Raw genomic sequence first — 14,110 nt, 5'->3', positions numbered from 1 at the left:
TGACGCGGCCTACGTCGAAGGCCCGCCCGCACCGCGCGATATCAAGAGCCTCAGCGCGCCGACCAGCGCACGCGGCGCCTTTCTTGAGGTCGCCATGGCGAGCGCGAGCGTCTTGACGTGGTCGTCGTAGTCTATCGCCAAGAACTCGGAGCCGTGGAATATCCTTAAGGCCTCGTGAACAAATCCCTTGACATACATAAGCTCGTAGACGGCCCTGGCCGCCGAGAGCCTCAAGATAGTGGGCCGCATAGAGTACTCATACGCCGAAGGGTCCCCCGTCCTCAACGCCTCGCCGAAAGACGCCCCGCTCTTTATAGCGAGTATTATGCCGCCGCCGCTTAACGGTTTAGTTAGGCCGGCCGCATCGCCTAGAAGCGCGACGTTGCCGTAGACGAGCCTCTTGAGAGGAGGTCCGGCCAACACGCCGCCGCCGAAAGGCTTGCCGACAGGCGTGCCTCCGACCATCTTCACTAACTTGCGTAGCTTGTCCACTACGCAACATCTGTCTGCGAGCCCTACCCTATATACGCCTCTGTCTATCTCGACTATCCAAGAGAAGTAGGCCTCCGAGAGCTTCTTGTTATACACGACGGTTATACCCGAGAGGCCTATGTCGCTCTTCACGTCTACCTGGAGGCCGGGCAATCTGGTGACCTCGCCGTAAATATGCGAGAACCTCCTGACAGCCCCCTCAGCTATAGCTACGTAGTCGTAAGGCCCGCGCCTGCCAGCCGACGTGTATACATATTGGCCCCTTATCGCCTCCACCCTCACGCCGAGCTTCAGCGAGGGGACGCCCTCAGAGAGCCGCCTCTCTAGCCCCGGCCTATCGAGGAGGTAGACGCCGTCTCTCACCTTGAACCATATCCAGTGTCCTTGTAGATCCGTCACCAGAAGTTCGTTGTATTTGTTCAAAACCGTATCGGGCGGTATGCCGACCTCCTCGGCAGATCGTCCGCTGACCAGGCTGGTGCAGTGGCGCGGGAGCCCTACCTCAGAGTGCTCCTCGTAGACGTCCGCGTCGATCCGCGAGGCCAGGGATAAACCCGCGGGTCCCGCGCCGATTACAGCGACGCGCACCGTATCGGTTTATGGCGTATTAATATACCTAGTATCCCCTACGCAGATAACAACGTACGAGGGCGGACAGGAGCTCGCCACGGCGAGTTCGGCTTAGTCCTCTGTAGGTTGTTTTTTGAGCCAGCCCAACGAGCCTATATCCACGCCCTGTCCTGTCTTTATGAGGGATACCATGTTCCAAGTTATCAGCGCGATTATTATATGCCGGCATATAAGGCCCTTGATGGTGTTGGCCTCGCAAGTGCACTTAGCGCCGTAGGGGCCCACCGAGACGTAGTGCCACACGCCTCTTCTGCTGCTGGACTCGACGGCCATGCGGACGCCCAATACCTTACCCCTCTCCTCGACGATCTCCAATATCCGGGCGCGCCTCGGCTCTACCGAGAAGTAGAGATCGAGTATCTTAGAGAGCCTTACGCCTAAGGTTCCCGAGAGGTCGAGAAGGAAGCGCCTAGCCCCTTCTTCCAAGGCCTCTGCCGAGCCCATCTACGAACTCCCTCGTGCCTGCCAATAAAGATATCCCCCGCGCCTCCAGCGAGTAATCTCCTAGTATTATGTACTCCATGCCGAGAGCTCTGCCGATCAGCAACGCCGCCGCCACGTCGAGCACCCTCAGCTTGCCTCTTAGATCCGCGAACCCCACGGCGGCGCCGAGGCCTGTCAGGAGGAGCTCGTAGCTGGAGCATCCAAGGCTACGCCCCTTGAGGCCCATTGACGATATGAGCGAGTAGACCTCGTGAGGCACGGACTCTCCCATGGCGACGAAGGCCACGTTCGCCGCGGTCTCAGCCCTCTTAAGAGGTGCGCCGTTTTTAGACGGCGGCGATCCAGGCCCCAGAGAGTATATCTCGCCGGTGGACGGAACCGCCAACACGGCATACTCCAAGTCGTCGAGCTTCCCTGTGCGGTTGCGGCCCGCCGCTATCGAGATCGTGAATACGGGGATCCCGAGGGAGTAGTTTAGAGAGCCGTCGAGGGGGTCTAGCACAAAGACGTAGCGCTCGTCGCCCCATCTGTAGATCCCGCCCTCCTCCGCTATGAGGACCCCGCCCTCGAAGGCCCCCCGCAACGCCGTGTATATGTACTCCTCCATCTGGGCGTCCACGGCCCTCGTCACGTCGTCGCCTCGGCGGGCCACGACCTCTATCCCTCTGCCGTCCTTGAAGTGGCTCCACAAGATCCAAGAGGCCTTGGCCGCTATGGCCTCAAGCCTTCCGAGCACGGCGTAAATAGCCGGCCCGTATAAAAAGTTCAGCCAAAGCGCCACCGGCCATCTATGCCCGTAACCCTGACTACATCATCTGGAAATAAAAACCGCCTCGGTTTATATATACGGTGAGGACGAGCGACGCGCCGATCGGTGACGACTAGGAGGTGAGCGCCGACCTCGGCTTGATATCCGCCACGAAACGTTATATATCGGGCAGTATGGGGCGACGTGGGAGGACGGAGAAGGAGGAGGAAGATCATAGTTAGGCCCAAGAGGACCATACCCAAGATATTTGTATGTCCCAACTGCGGCGCGCAGACGGTCAACGTCAAAAGGATGGGGGATAGATACGTCGTCATCTGCGGCACATGCGGGCTGAGGGAGGAGTTCGAGGAGCATCCCCGTTGGACCGCCGTGGACTACTACAACGCCTTCGTGGACCACTTCCTCGAGGGCAAGATAAAGCCGCCCGAAGCCGAACAAGGGGGCGGCGCCGAGACTACTGCCGAAGGCGAGGCGGAGCCGGGCGAGGCTGGCGAGGGCGGGGCCGAGGAGGAGGGCGAGGGCCATGAAGGTCCTTGAATACATATCGGAGGGGGTTAAGCACTTCACGCTTCTCGACCCCGACAAATCCGTCGACTACCTCAAGATAGCCAAGACGGCGTTGGACGCCGGGACTGACGGCCTCCTCGTCGGAGGCTCTCTGGGCATCCCATCGGAGGAGCTCGACGAGGTTGTGAAGGACCTGAAATCCGTTGCGCACGTCCCGGTGGTTCTATTCCCGGGCACCATATGCCAGATCACGCCGAGGGCCGACGCGATACTGTTCCTAAGCGTACTGAACTCGCAGGATCCGTACTTCATAGTAGGCGCCCAACTACAAGGCGCCGTCATACTCGCAAAGCATTACCCTCAGCTGGAGGTCATATCCACCGCATACCTGCTGGTCGGCGACGGCGGGGCGGCGGGATATATAAGCTCGGCTCGCCCCATCCCGCTGAGAAGGCCGGACATAGCGGTCGCCTACGCGCTCGCCGCGAGGTATATGGGGTTCAACGCCGTGTATCTAGAGGCCGGTAGCGGCGCGCCCGAGCCCGTCCCTACAGCCATGGTGAGGGCTGTCAGGAAGTACCTAGACAGAGTATTGATAGTCGGCGGCGGCATAAGGTCCGGCAAAGCCGCTGAGGAGATAGCGCGGGAGAGGCCCAACGTCATAGTGACGGGCACAATAGCCGAAGAACAGCCGGAAAAACTGGGCGAAATAGTGCGCTCCATAAGAAGCGCCGTAAAGCCTTAAAAACCGGTACATCAACGAGAACGGGCGGGGGTGCCCGAGCCAGGTCAAAGGGGCAGGGTTGAGGTCCCTGTGGCGTAGGCCTGCGTGGGTTCAAATCCCACCCCCCGCACCATTCTATTCCCTAAACACGCCGAAAATCGGCGGCGCAGTTCACATACGGCGCCCTTCCCTTAACTGCGGCAGATTTAAGAAGAAATGACGGGCCCGTCCGGCTCCGCGCTCATACTCCTCCGAGACTACGGAGGCGTCGGCGGGCGGGGAACCGGGGGGTTGATATGGCCGGTATCTGGCTTAAAGAATTTTTCAGCCCATGCGATTGAGGTCACCTATCGCCCTATCGGGGTGTCATCATTAATAAGGCCAAGTCGGGTCGCTTTTATGGAATTTGCCGAGAGGGCGGTCGCCAGATTTAGGGAGATCTTCGGCGCTGAGGCCGAGGTGGAGATATTAGAGGCAGGGCGGGACTTCGTCAAGGCGAAGTTCGGCGGTAACATGTGCTATACTTGCGGCACGTACGACTACTTCGAGGATTTCGCCTACATGCTCGGCGATGAGGCCGGCGAGGAGTGGGCCGTGTCTGGGTACGAGCAACTGGACAGCGGCGAGTACGTCGTCGAGTTTAGGCCGAAGCGGCTGGTGGAGAGGGCCACACGGCATATCAAGATCGTCTTAGACGGTCTCTCCCTCGACTTAAAGGTCTGAAAGCCGCGTCTATCTCCTCGAGGACCTCCAGAAACGACTTTTCGGAAATCATCGCCGCGTTGGCCACGTCCTTGGGCTCTAGCTTGTATCCGTGCGCCCTTGCTGAGAGTAGAAAAGCCGCGGCCTGGGCTATCTTGCCCCGTCCGACAACCGGCATTATCAGGCGAAGGATATCCAGCGCGTTTTTGACGACGCCCTTATCAACGCCTAGATCCTCCGCGATTTTGAACATGAAGTATTTAGGCGGAGGCGGCGGCATCGAGACCCCCGCCGTCCTCTGGACCCACAAAGCCCCCCTGGCGAGACGGCGAATGTCGTAGCCCTTAAACACATGATCGGCGTATATCTTGGCGAGCCTGCAAGATACGAACAGGATCGCGGCGGCGGCGTACTCCACGTCGCCGGCTCTGCCCACGCGCGCCGCCAGCGCCTCCCCCGTATGTATACAGACCTTGGGCAAGCCCAAGTACGAGCCGAGCCTCTCCACCTCGGCGGAGATCCTGTTGCCCGGCCTCTTGGCGATAGCTCTATAGATCTTGAACTTCGGCGTTACTATACCTCTCACGTCTCTCCAATCGTACTCGGTCCCGCCCTCAAGAGGCAGATAGTCCGCGGGCTTCTTCGAGGCGGAGGGCCCCGCCGCAACAGCCGGCCCCAGCACGGTCCCGCAGCTCCTGCACACGACGAGGCCTTCGGAGTTCAGCGAGAGGTCGCGCCCTCCGCAGACCGGACACACGCCGAGCTCGACTATGAGGCTCACGAAGATCGTCGAGATTTTAAAGCAGCTAATCCTTTTAACTCCCTGTGCGTCGTTTTCCATGAAGGCGTACATGGCGCGCGGCCCCGGCGCCGAGCTCGAGCTCGTAGAGGTCGAGAGGCCTAGGCCGGGTCCGGGAAAGGCCCTCGTGAGGGTGAAGGCGGCGGGGATATGCTATAGGGACTATCTGGCTTGGACCGGGTGGCAGAGGGTGAAGTTCCCCACAGTTCCGGGCCACGAATATGCCGGCGTGGTCGAGGAGGTGGGCCCCGGAATCTCGTCGGTGTCGCCCGGCGATCGTGTGGCCGGCATGATGTACGAGTATTGCGGTGAGTGCGAGTATTGCAGATCCGGGCGGGAAAATCTATGTAAAAACAAGAAGGTGTTCGGCGAAGATCTGTGGGGCGCCTTCGCCGAATATATAGTGGCCGACGCTAAGTCTTTGGTCAAGATCCCCGACAACGTCGACTTCGCCGCCGCGTCTTTCGCCGCCTGCGTCCTCTCGACTCTCGTAAGGGCGGCTAGGAGGACGGGGATAGGACAAGGCCACCTCGTCGTGGTGACGGGCGCGTCGGGCGGCGTGGGGATCCACGCGTTGCAGATAGCGAAGGCCTACGGGGCAAAAACCGTCGGCGTGACTAGGCCGGAGAAGGCCGAATACGTGGCCAAATACGCCGACTACGTGGTGGCGAGACAAGACTTCGCCGACGAGGTGAAGAAGATGGGCTATGCCGACGTTGTCATCGAGACGGTCGGAGGCCCCACCATAGGCCAATCCGCAAGGGCGCTGAAGCCCGGGGGCAAGATCGCCCTAATAGGCAACGTTGACCCCAATCCGCAACAGATTCAGCTGGGGCTTTACATACTTAAGGAGATAGACGTGTTGCCAGTGCTACAGGGCACGAGAGCCGATCTAGCGGAGGCGTTGAGGCTCTTGTCGGAGGGCAAGGTGAGGCCCGTGTACACTCTCCATAAGTTCGCCGAGTTGCCGCGGTTGCTGGCCGAGATGCCTAAGGCGAAACACGTAGGGAGGCAAGTGGTGGAGGTCTAGCAAGCGCGTTTTCTGAACCTAAGCACCGTCACCGCTATCACTATCGCGTATATCGACGCCACGATCGCCGTGTCCAAGCCCACCGACGTTTTGAAGCCAAAGGATTTAAATAGGTTAATTCTCTGCCCCATGGAGATCAGTCCCCCAAACCGTGGGGATTATAGGTCTGGGCAAGCTGGGCTCCGCGCTCGGGCTGAGGCTTAGGGAGAGGGGATATAGGGTAATTGGGTCTGTCAAAACCTATAGATCCCTCGAGAGGGCCTCCAAGCTGGGCTTCGAGGTTCACCTAGACAACAACCTCGTGGTCGACAAGAGCGACGTGGTGTTCCTCTCGGTCAAGCCCTACAACGTGGCCGAGGTGGCAATAAAGACGGACAAGCCCGTGGTGTCCTTCGTCGCCGGGGTGCCTCTGGCGAGGATCTCGGGCCTATCTACGAGGCCCTACAGAGCCATGACAAATATAGGCCTCACCGCCATTGCGGTGTCCGGCGAATACGACGAGGGGATAGACAATTTGCTCAAATCGCTGGCCCCCGTAGTTCTGTGGGTAGAGGAGAAACTGCTCGATCCCCTAACGGTGGTGTTGGGTAGCGGCCCCGCGCTGGTGGCGAAGCTCCTCCGCGCATATGTGGAGGCCGCGGTGAACGTGGGAGTGCCCTGGGATCTAGCCAAAAGCATAGCTTCGGGCCTGTTCTCGACGGCCCCCCAGCTCGTCGAGAGGCTCGGATACGACGGCGTAGTGGAGGCCGTGGCCACGCCGGGCGGCACCACGATAAGGGCGATAACCAGAATGGCGGGCTTGGAAGGCCTTCTAGCTACTGCGGTTGAGGAGGCCGTGGCCAGGCTAATACCCAAGTCTTGACAACGCCTCGTAGAAGAGGCGGTAGGCCTCGTCGGGATCTACAGGCGGCGCGGGGGGCTTCCCCTTTTCCTTCAACGCCTTTATGAACTCGTCGACGGCCTCGCCGGCCTCCTCCGCGTATAGAGGCGCCGCGGCGTCTCCCAGAAGCGAGAAGGCGTAGACGGAGAGGTAGCGGAAAGAAGTGCCTCCGTACTTTTCGACGAGCGGCCAGCGCTCGGCGTATATCCTCGCGAGCGCGAGGCCGACGGCGTAGCTCAGCCCTATGGTGTACTTAACAAAGCGCTCGTGCTCCTCGACAGATCCCTCCACGACCGACGCGCCTAGGCTCTCGAAGAAGGCGCGCGCCCTATCGGCCCCGCTCTTGCCCGGGACCTCCATGACTACGACCTTCCTACCTCTTATAGTGTCGGCGCCGGGCCCGAACATGGGGTGCGCCGTGGCCGCCAACGCGCAGTCGGGGAGCGAGGCGTACGCCGGCAATACATATTTTTTGAACGTCGCTATGTCGAGGACCAGCCTACCGCAGACGTCCAGCCCCGAGAGGGACTTGACCACGTCTCCGGCCTCCTTGAAGCCCACGGCCACTATAATCACGTCGCTCAACTCGACGAGCTCGTCGAGGGTCCCCACGTCGCTTTTGGCCCTATCTATGTCGTACACCGCGGCTCGGTACAGCCTGGAGATCTCCCTCTTAAGCCAAAGACCCATGCGGCCGCCCCCCACTATTCCGACGGCCGTCATACGCCCCAGTCGGTCAACAGAGCTAGCGTGGAGTAGAGCCCGTGTTCCCCGGAGGCCCTCAAGGCGGCCGACAACGTGGCCAGGGAGGCCGGGCCGAGCCTTAATCCTTTAGGCAAGGGAGGCGGCGGAAGCGGAGGGCCATACGCCGCGTCGGCCCAACTACAATCGCCGTCGCCTAGCCTAGCCGCCACTATCGTCAACCCCGGCTCGACCTCTCTAGCCCTCCTCGCCACGGCCTCCCCGAGGGCCCCCGTGTAGCAGGGCACAGCCAGGGAGTCCACGCCGGGGGCCATCGCCAGGACTTCGTGGGCCACTGTGTTGTAGTACGCCTCGACCACGAGGGCCCTATCGACGACCGTAGCGCCCTCTTCCCTGTCTCCTACACAATCGGGACAGAGCGCCTCGGCTATTTCCCTAAATCTGCCGTCCTCGAAGTAGACCTTGCGGAAGCGCCCCAAGATATAGGCGAGGGGCAGAGCCTTTATCGAGCCGGTGAGGTTGAGGAACAGCGGCATGCCCAAGACCCGGCGCGGCCCCTCCCTTATAACCAGTCGGGATAGCTCCACGTGCACCTCCATGTCTAACTACTCAATTCAAATTTTAACTACCCGCTTAATCGCGTGGAGCGGCTTGAGAAGGTCAGACTACAGCTGGACGGGGTTAACGTGCTGAGATCCGTCAAGAGGTTGCTGGGCTTGACGTACAAGGAGCTCTCGTCTCTGTTAGGCCTACCCGAGAGCGTGCTCTCGCGCTACTACACAGGCGATATGTTGCCCTCTGTCGAGACGGCGTCCGAGATCGTCGAGAGGCTCTTCGCCGAATATCCGCTGGACAAGATACTCTCCAAGACGTTGCGCGTGTACGAGACCTACGTCGACCTCACGGCGACGTACAACCCAGATCTCTGGACGCTCTACTCCATATATATAACCAAGAAGTTCGGGGGCTTGAAGATCGACAAGGTGCTCACGGCTGCTGTCGACGGCATACCCCTTGCGGTGGCCGTGGCGCAGAGGTTCGAGGCGCCGCTGGTAGTGGCGAAGCAGTACAAGGAGCCTGGAGCCAAGAGCTTGGAGGTGTCCTACATAAAGGGCAATAGAGTCGTGTCGCTGTACGTGCCGCAGGGCCTTCTGGCCAAGGGCGACTCGGTGCTCATAATCGACGACGTGGTTAGGACAGGCAAGACTATAAGGGCGTTGGCGGATCTGGCCGAGGCGGCCGGTAGCAGGGTCGCGGCGGCGGCCGCCCTCCTCGCCTTTAGGGGATTCTCCGAGAAGTTCGAGTTCCCGGTGGATATAGTGCTGACGATCTAATAGCCCGGGCCCTCAGCCCTCCAGGTGTTCCTCAAAACTCGGCCGTCCCGAACGCCGTCATCACGGGGCTACAGCCCGGCTGACCGATCACTGGGCGAGCTCCTGTTGTTGCTTGAGGTACTGCTCCACTATGTCGTACCCGTAAATGGCCTTAAACATCTCCCTGCCCTCGGGCGTCATCTGAGTGGGGTCCCACGGCCTCTCGAAGTCCACATCCACCTCGACGTCCTTCGCCTCGGGCACGACAGACTGCACCGCGAGGCCCACCTCGTTCGCGAGCGAGGAGGACACCGGACAGCCGACCGCCGTTAGGGTCATGACTATCTTCAACGTCCCGTCCTCGCCTAAAGTAATCTCCCGAATAAGGCCGAGGTCGTACACGTTTATGGGTATCTCCGGGTCGTAGATATTTCGCAGTATCTCCACCAGTTGCTTGACCTTCTCGGGAGGCAGATTTGTCTTGAAGACCACCCCGTTTCCGCTCTGCTCCATGGCGTAATATTCGTTTCATCTTTATTTAGTTGAGCCCCAGGAGGCCCATGTACGCCGAGTATAAGGGCAAGTTCTACAGACCGCTCCACCCGAGGCCCACCGTCGTCGTGGTCTCCAAATGCCCCGACGGCAAGATAAACGCCATGCCGGCCAGCTGGAACACGCCCGTCTCCGAGGAGCCCCCCACGATAGCCGTGGCGGTGGACAGATCGGCCTACACGTTCCAATGTCTAGAACACTCAGGAGAGGCCACGATAAACGTAGTGCCCGCCGACATGGCCGACTTGGCCTACGCCCTAGGATCTGTCAGCGGCAGAGACGTGGATAAAGTTTCGGCGTTCGGGCTCAAGCTGTTGCCCAGCGACGTCGTCGAGGCGCCGGGGCTCGACGGCTCTATTGCGGTATACGAGGCCAGGGTAACTGCGAAGTTAGACATCGGCGAGGTGAGGCTCTACGTCTTCGAGGTGCTTAAAGTCAAGGTAGCGCAGGGGCTTGTCGACGAATGGGGGCCCGTTCTCGACAAGACGAACTTGTTGCTCCACGGAGCGGGCAGAGTCTTCTATAGAGTAGATCCAAGAAAGATATGGGCCAAAAAGCCGGCGGGCCGCCCGTAGGGCTCGAGAGGCCGGCGTCGAGGGGCCCGTAGAACGTCTGCGTCGTGGCGACGCGGAGGTAAAACTTTTAAGTCGCTGTGGTGTGGTTTTTCGGCGGGGGTGCCCGAGCCAGGTCAAAGGGGCAGGGTTCAGGTCCCTGTGGCGTAGGCCTGCGTGGGTTCAAATCCCACCCCCCGCACCTTTACGCCAATATCTCCCAGCCTCTCCGATATGGGCTCACTGAGGCGGCTTGTAGGGCTCCTCTAGGTATTTCACCCCGTCGTTGGGCTTGACCTCAAGCACTCCGACCGCCTCCTCGAGACGCCCACCTCTATCCCCGCCTATGTAGGCGCAGATCAACGCAGTCGGTCCTCGATCTCTTCGATTCCTCTACACGCCGCGCTATGTGCCTCTCTGAAACTACCGTTAGGCCGTTGCCCACGGGTAACTTGGCGGCTACGATCTCATTTGTTTTTATTTCGGACTCATTTTATTATCTGTGGACATACTCAACGAGTTGCAGAAGAAGGGCGTGAAGTTCTACGCCTATAAGGCCGGCGGGCTCACCATAGCGTATATAATGGACGGCGAAGTGGACGCTAAGCCGGAAAAAACGGTGAGGGCCGGAGGCCATATCTTTATGTATTTCGGCGATGTGGTGTTGGTCAAGCGCGAAGCAACTTCTCAAGCTCCAGGAGGTCCTTCAGCTCGAGCTTGACGGTCTTCCCGTCGGGGAGCTGTCTGACTATCGAGAAGTTCAGCTTGCCTTGTCTGAACTCCTCCATGGCGATCAAGACGGGGTCCTTCGTGCCGAGCGAGTTTATGTCCACTAGAGGCTGGGCGCCCATGGCCAGCTGTAGCGCGCGGGCCGCGACGACTCTGGCCACCTCGAACCTCGTCAACCTCGGCGGGTAGAGAGATCTGTCCACCAAGGCGGATCTGAGAGCTTGGATGAGCTTCTCGATTCTATCGACAAGCTCTGGAGGAGAAAGCTTACTCTCCATCGCCACGAGGTCCGGGAGGAGTACTAAAATTTTGTGCCGCGTAAAAAGAGGGGATTAGTCGGTCTTGCTCTCGCCCTCTTCCTCCTTCTTCTCGCCCTTCTTCTCCTCCTTCTTCGGGGCGCCGGCGGCTATGATGTCGTCTATGCGGAGCACCATTATGGCGGCCTCCGTGGCGGACCTCAGCACGTTCTGCTTCACCAGCAACGGATCCCAGACGTTGAGGGCGGCCATGTCGGCCACCTTGCCGTTCAAGACGTCGACGCCGGCAGACACCTCGCCGTTGTCGTGCCTGCGCCTCAGCTCGGCTATGGCGTCGACCGGGTCGAGGCCAGCCGTCAGCGCCAGTATTGTGGGTATGCCCTCGAGGGCGTCGGCGAACTTGAGGGCGGCCAGCTGCTCCTTGCCGGGGAGCTTCCTGGCGAACTCCCTAACCCTCCTGGCCAGCTCCATCTCGAAGGCGCCGCCGCCCGGCACTATCTTGGGCATTCTGAACAAGTCCCTAGCCACGTGCAGGGCGTCCTGCATCGACCTCTCCACCTCGTCGAGCACGCGGTCGCTACCGCCTCTCACCAGAATAGTGACGGCCTTCGGGTTCTGCACCTTCTCCACGAACACCATCTTCTCCTCGCCGACTTTCCTCTCCTCGACCAGCCCGGCGGAGCCCAGATCCTCGGCCTTGGCGTCCTTAATGCTGGTTATTATGCGGGCGCCCGTGGCCCTAGCCAGCTTCTCTATGTCGGAGCGCTTCACGCGCCTCACGGCCATGATGCCGCGTTTGGCCAAGAAGTGCTGGGCCACCTCGTCTATGCCCTTCTGGGTGATCACCACGTTGGCGCCTATCTCGGCCAGATGGTCGACGTATTTCTTGAGTATGTCGGCCTCTTGGTCCAGGAAGGCCTTTATCTGGTCGGGGGAGCTGACGCTGATCTTAGTCGTCCACTCGGGCTTCTCGATCTCCAGAGGGGCGTCGAGCACGGCGATCTTGGCGTTCTCGATGCGCTTCGGCATGCCGGGGTGGACGACCTCCTTGTCGAGGACGATGCCCTGCACCAGTTGCGTCTCGTACAGCGACTTGCCCTTCTTCTTCTCTATCTTGATCCAGTCCAGATCGAGGTAGGGCGTGCCGTTCCTCTGCTCCACGGCTTGGAACGCCGCGTCTACGGCTATGCCGGCCAGGTAGTCCTTGGCCTCAGAGACTATCTTGCTGCTCAGCGCGTTTATGACGACTCTGGCCATCTCCTCCTTGGTCAGCTGTATGGGCCTAGCGATCTCCTCGGCAACCTTGGCCGCGAAGTCCGACGCCTTCTTGAAGCCGTCGATTATTATAGTCGGGTGTATGCCCTCCTCTAGAAGCTCCTCGGCGGCTGTCAGAAGCCTCCCGGCAAGGACCACCACGGTGGTGGTGCCGTCGCCGACCTCGGCGTCTTGGGCCTTGGCGACCTCTATGAGCAGTTTAGCCGCGGGGTGCTGTATCTCCATCTCTTTCAATATAGCGGCGCCGTCGCCGGTGATGGTCACGTCGCCGAAGGCGTCGATCAACATCTTGTCCATGCCGCGGGGGCCGAGAGACGTGGCGAGGATCTCGGAGATGACCTTGGCCGCTTGTATGTTCGAACGCCTGGCGTCCTCGCCAGTGGTGCGCTGGGATCCCTCCTTCAGGATCATTACCGGAACTCCGCCAGCTCTTGGAGCTTGTGCCATGGCTTGACATAATTAGCGTCTATAAAAGCTTTTCTCCGCAAAATTATTTTAGAGGGGGCCACCGCCACGGCAATGGGCGAGGCCGAGAAGTGGATACAAGACGTCTTCGTATTCGCGGCGATACTCTTCGCCGTGTTCTTCGCGGCGAAATACGTGCTCCACGTCTCTTGGCCCTTCGCAGTTGTCTCCTCGTGGTCCATGATGCCCGACCTCCGCGTAGGCGATTTCGTGGTCTTGAAGGGGGCAGGAAGCTGTCCGAACGTCGGCGACGTGGTCGTCTACGTCGCGTCGCCCCCCTTCCCGCCCGGCGAATGGATAATACATAGAGTGATCGCCGTAGGGCCCGGCTGCTCTCTGGCAACTAAGGGCGACAACTCCATAACCAACCCCATATCAGATCAGCAATACGGCGAGCCGCCCGTGACTCCCGACAACGTAGTGGGCAAGGCCGCGTTGGTGGTGCCCTACATAGGGGTGTTCCCCCTCATAGTCAGGCCGCAGAGCGCCGCCGGCTCCGGGCTCTGGCTGATGAGGCTCGGCGTATTCCTTATGCTTATAGCGGCCTACTACGCGGCGTTCAAACGCCTATAGCTTCACTGGCCGTACTTGTAGCAGGTCTGCCCCCCGCAGTCCATCGGCTTCAAGACGCCGTCTCTCTTGAGCCGCTCCAGCGCCTCTCTGAAATACAGGAACCTCTCCTCGAGGAGCTCGTTGCCGTACCACTCCACGAACTTCTCCATTAGTCTGTCCAAAGTCCACAGCTGCTGTTTCTCCTCCCTCAACATACGCACTATAAAGCTCGACATATCCTCGAGGGCCGTCCACGGGTATTGGTACCAGTACCAGTCGCGCACCTCCACGGCGTAGTAGTCCGGCACGAACTTAGTGGTGCTCGTGATTACTTGAAGAGCCGCGGTCTTGACGGACTTCGGCCTACAGCACCTCTCCACGACCTCCTTCGCCAAGACGACGCTGTCGCCCGTGTCCACTATGTCGTCCATGACGAGGACGTTCTTGCCTGAGAGGTCGACGGAGAGCCCGTACTTGACGTAGGCCTTCTCGGCGACTTGCGCCGCGCCCGGCCAGTGCACGACCTGGACGCTGAGGAGGTCCTGGACGCCTAGGAAGTCGCAGAGGAGCCTCGCCGGGACGTAGCCGCCTCTAGCTATGGCCACTACCACGTCGGGCGACCAGCCGCTGGACCTTATATTCTCGGCAAGCCTCCTCGCCCACGACACTATCTCGTCCCACTTGACCACCTTGACAGGCACCTTCGGCACTTACCCCCAAGACATCCACTCCTTTTA

The 14,110-nt window shown here is 60.1% G+C and carries 21 protein-coding genes and 2 tRNA genes; 11 read left to right on the top strand and 12 right to left on the bottom strand.

Annotated elements, in window-relative coordinates:
* Positions 1-9: 9 nt before the first annotated feature.
* The 3 genes from TUZN_RS08745 to TUZN_RS08735 form a co-directional block, all read right to left on the bottom strand.
* Entirely contained in the window at positions 10-1,080 is a 1,071-nt protein-coding gene (locus TUZN_RS08745) for a geranylgeranyl reductase family protein (RefSeq protein ID WP_052886208.1), read from the bottom strand.
* A gap of 93 nt (positions 1,081-1,173) precedes the next feature.
* Positions 1,174-1,566, bottom strand: coding sequence for an SWIM zinc finger family protein (locus tag TUZN_RS08740; RefSeq protein ID WP_013680596.1), 393 nt, complete (start codon positions 1,564-1,566; stop codon positions 1,174-1,176).
* On the bottom strand, positions 1,532-2,302 hold the full coding sequence (locus tag TUZN_RS08735) for an inositol monophosphatase family protein (RefSeq protein WP_052886207.1): 771 nt from the start codon (positions 2,300-2,302) through the stop codon (positions 1,532-1,534). Before TUZN_RS08735 ends, TUZN_RS08740 begins: the two co-directional genes overlap by 35 nt.
* A gap of 216 nt (positions 2,303-2,518) precedes the next feature.
* Here TUZN_RS08735 and TUZN_RS08730 point away from each other — a divergent pair, with 216 nt between their 5' ends.
* The 4 genes from TUZN_RS08730 to TUZN_RS08715 all read left to right on the top strand — a co-directional run bounded on the left by TUZN_RS08730 (position 2,519) and on the right by TUZN_RS08715 (position 4,289).
* A complete protein-coding gene (locus TUZN_RS08730) occupies positions 2,519-2,872 on the top strand; it encodes a hypothetical protein (protein ID WP_013680594.1) in 354 nt (117 codons plus the stop codon).
* Positions 2,859-3,587 carry a phosphoglycerol geranylgeranyltransferase gene (locus TUZN_RS08725; RefSeq protein WP_013680593.1) on the top strand — a complete coding sequence of 243 codons (729 nt, stop codon included), beginning with the start codon at positions 2,859-2,861 and terminating at the stop codon, positions 3,585-3,587. Before TUZN_RS08730 ends, TUZN_RS08725 begins: the two co-directional genes overlap by 14 nt.
* Positions 3,588-3,611: 24 nt before the next feature.
* A tRNA-Leu gene (locus TUZN_RS08720) sits at positions 3,612-3,699 on the top strand.
* A gap of 266 nt (positions 3,700-3,965) precedes the next feature.
* A complete protein-coding gene (locus tag TUZN_RS08715; protein ID WP_013680592.1) occupies positions 3,966-4,289 on the top strand; it encodes a hypothetical protein in 324 nt (107 codons plus the stop codon).
* On the opposite strand, the gene TUZN_RS08710 is transcribed toward TUZN_RS08715, so the two are convergent.
* On the bottom strand, positions 4,246-5,049 hold the full coding sequence (locus TUZN_RS08710) for a TFIIB-type zinc finger domain-containing protein (protein WP_013680591.1): 804 nt from the start codon (positions 5,047-5,049) through the stop codon (positions 4,246-4,248). The genes TUZN_RS08715 and TUZN_RS08710 overlap by 44 nt on opposite strands.
* 58 nt (positions 5,050-5,107) lie before the next feature.
* Between TUZN_RS08710 and TUZN_RS08705 the strand changes: the two genes are divergently transcribed.
* Complete coding sequence (locus tag TUZN_RS08705) at positions 5,108-6,097, top strand: alcohol dehydrogenase catalytic domain-containing protein (RefSeq protein WP_052886206.1); 990 nt, start codon at positions 5,108-5,110, stop codon at positions 6,095-6,097.
* Here TUZN_RS08705 and TUZN_RS11560 read toward each other — a convergent pair.
* Positions 6,094-6,228, bottom strand: a complete 135-nt coding sequence (locus TUZN_RS11560) for a hypothetical protein (RefSeq protein ID WP_272941283.1) — start codon at positions 6,226-6,228, stop codon at positions 6,094-6,096. The genes TUZN_RS08705 and TUZN_RS11560 overlap by 4 nt on opposite strands.
* Positions 6,229-6,248: 20 nt before the next feature.
* Between TUZN_RS11560 and TUZN_RS08700 the strand changes: the two genes are divergently transcribed.
* Positions 6,249-6,959, top strand: coding sequence for a pyrroline-5-carboxylate reductase family protein (locus TUZN_RS08700; protein WP_013680589.1), 711 nt, complete (start codon positions 6,249-6,251; stop codon positions 6,957-6,959).
* Here TUZN_RS08700 and TUZN_RS08695 read toward each other — a convergent pair.
* Positions 6,942-7,700 (bottom strand): prephenate dehydrogenase, encoded by a 759-nt coding sequence (locus TUZN_RS08695; protein WP_013680588.1) that lies wholly within the window; start codon positions 7,698-7,700, stop codon positions 6,942-6,944. The two genes, TUZN_RS08700 and TUZN_RS08695, sit on opposite strands and share 18 nt — an antisense overlap.
* Positions 7,697-8,278, bottom strand: a complete 582-nt coding sequence (locus TUZN_RS08690; protein ID WP_013680587.1) for a hypothetical protein — start codon at positions 8,276-8,278, stop codon at positions 7,697-7,699. The genes TUZN_RS08695 and TUZN_RS08690 overlap by 4 nt, the downstream gene beginning before the upstream one ends.
* A 42-nt stretch (positions 8,279-8,320) precedes the next feature.
* Here TUZN_RS08690 and TUZN_RS08685 point away from each other — a divergent pair, with 42 nt between their 5' ends.
* Positions 8,321-9,013: a phosphoribosyltransferase family protein gene (locus tag TUZN_RS08685; RefSeq protein ID WP_013680586.1), complete on the top strand. Its 693-nt coding sequence runs from the start codon at positions 8,321-8,323 to the stop codon at positions 9,011-9,013.
* Positions 9,014-9,100: 87 nt separating this feature from the next.
* Here TUZN_RS08685 and TUZN_RS08680 read toward each other — a convergent pair whose 3' ends face one another.
* On the bottom strand, positions 9,101-9,505 hold the full coding sequence (locus tag TUZN_RS08680; RefSeq protein ID WP_013680585.1) for a metal-sulfur cluster assembly factor: 405 nt from the start codon (positions 9,503-9,505) through the stop codon (positions 9,101-9,103).
* A 47-nt stretch (positions 9,506-9,552) separates the two neighbouring features.
* On the opposite strand from TUZN_RS08680, the gene TUZN_RS08675 reads away from it, so the two are divergent.
* Both TUZN_RS08675 and TUZN_RS08670 read left to right on the top strand, forming a co-directional pair.
* Positions 9,553-10,119, top strand: a complete 567-nt coding sequence (locus TUZN_RS08675; protein WP_013680584.1) for a flavin reductase family protein — start codon at positions 9,553-9,555, stop codon at positions 10,117-10,119.
* Between the two features lie 93 nt (positions 10,120-10,212).
* Positions 10,213-10,297: transfer RNA gene (locus tag TUZN_RS08670), tRNA-Leu, on the top strand.
* A 38-nt stretch (positions 10,298-10,335) separates the two neighbouring features.
* Here TUZN_RS08670 and TUZN_RS11555 read toward each other — a convergent pair.
* Positions 10,336-10,458 carry a hypothetical protein gene (locus TUZN_RS11555; protein WP_013680583.1) on the bottom strand — a complete coding sequence of 41 codons (123 nt, stop codon included), beginning with the start codon at positions 10,456-10,458 and terminating at the stop codon, positions 10,336-10,338.
* A 139-nt stretch (positions 10,459-10,597) separates the two neighbouring features.
* Between TUZN_RS11555 and TUZN_RS11090 the strand changes: the two genes are divergently transcribed.
* Complete coding sequence (locus TUZN_RS11090; RefSeq protein ID WP_237698217.1) at positions 10,598-10,816, top strand: hypothetical protein; 219 nt, start codon at positions 10,598-10,600, stop codon at positions 10,814-10,816.
* Here the strand turns inward: TUZN_RS11090 and TUZN_RS08665 are convergent.
* A complete protein-coding gene (locus tag TUZN_RS08665) occupies positions 10,764-11,102 on the bottom strand; it encodes a DNA-directed RNA polymerase subunit K (RefSeq protein WP_013680582.1) in 339 nt (112 codons plus the stop codon). The two genes, TUZN_RS11090 and TUZN_RS08665, sit on opposite strands and share 53 nt — an antisense overlap.
* A 54-nt stretch (positions 11,103-11,156) precedes the next feature.
* On the bottom strand, positions 11,157-12,803 hold the full coding sequence (gene thsA, locus TUZN_RS08660; RefSeq protein WP_052886205.1) for a thermosome subunit alpha: 1,647 nt from the start codon (positions 12,801-12,803) through the stop codon (positions 11,157-11,159).
* Positions 12,804-12,875: 72 nt separating this feature from the next.
* On the opposite strand from thsA, the gene TUZN_RS08655 reads away from it, so the two are divergent.
* Positions 12,876-13,394, top strand: a complete 519-nt coding sequence (locus tag TUZN_RS08655; RefSeq protein WP_013680580.1) for a signal peptidase I — start codon at positions 12,876-12,878, stop codon at positions 13,392-13,394.
* Positions 13,395-13,396: 2 nt separating this feature from the next.
* Here TUZN_RS08655 and TUZN_RS08650 read toward each other — a convergent pair whose 3' ends face one another.
* Complete coding sequence (locus TUZN_RS08650; RefSeq protein ID WP_013680579.1) at positions 13,397-14,083, bottom strand: phosphoribosyltransferase; 687 nt, start codon at positions 14,081-14,083, stop codon at positions 13,397-13,399.
* Between the last annotated feature and the right edge of the window lie 27 nt (positions 14,084-14,110).

It is taken from the genome of Thermoproteus uzoniensis 768-20 (assembly GCF_000193375.1).
Classification (GTDB): domain Archaea; phylum Thermoproteota; class Thermoprotei; order Thermoproteales; family Thermoproteaceae; genus Thermoproteus; species Thermoproteus uzoniensis_A.
The sequence above is the reverse complement of the archived record's forward strand: the minus strand, read 5'-3'. Positions and strand labels throughout refer to the sequence as shown.

Coding starts and splice junctions, on each gene's coding strand:
- TUZN_RS08705 (WP_052886206.1), top strand. CDS start 5,108: ATGAAGGCGTACATGGCGCGCGGCCCCGGCGCCGAGCTCGAGCTCGTA.
- TUZN_RS08680 (WP_013680585.1), bottom strand. CDS start 9,505: ATGGAGCAGAGCGGAAACGGGGTGGTCTTCAAGACAAATCTGCCTCCC.
- TUZN_RS08675 (WP_013680584.1), top strand. CDS start 9,553: ATGTACGCCGAGTATAAGGGCAAGTTCTACAGACCGCTCCACCCGAGG.
- TUZN_RS08665 (WP_013680582.1), bottom strand. CDS start 11,102: ATGGAGAGTAAGCTTTCTCCTCCAGAGCTTGTCGATAGAATCGAGAAG.
- thsA (WP_052886205.1), bottom strand. CDS start 12,803: ATGGCACAAGCTCCAAGAGCTGGCGGAGTTCCGGTAATGATCCTGAAG.
- TUZN_RS08725 (WP_013680593.1), top strand. CDS start 2,859: ATGAAGGTCCTTGAATACATATCGGAGGGGGTTAAGCACTTCACGCTT.
- TUZN_RS08655 (WP_013680580.1), top strand. CDS start 12,876: ATGGGCGAGGCCGAGAAGTGGATACAAGACGTCTTCGTATTCGCGGCG.
- TUZN_RS08690 (WP_013680587.1), bottom strand. CDS start 8,278: ATGGAGGTGCACGTGGAGCTATCCCGACTGGTTATAAGGGAGGGGCCG.
- TUZN_RS08715 (WP_013680592.1), top strand. CDS start 3,966: ATGGAATTTGCCGAGAGGGCGGTCGCCAGATTTAGGGAGATCTTCGGC.
- TUZN_RS11560 (WP_272941283.1), bottom strand. CDS start 6,228: ATGGGGCAGAGAATTAACCTATTTAAATCCTTTGGCTTCAAAACGTCG.
- TUZN_RS08695 (WP_013680588.1), bottom strand. CDS start 7,700: ATGACGGCCGTCGGAATAGTGGGGGGCGGCCGCATGGGTCTTTGGCTT.
- TUZN_RS08740 (WP_013680596.1), bottom strand. CDS start 1,566: ATGGGCTCGGCAGAGGCCTTGGAAGAAGGGGCTAGGCGCTTCCTTCTC.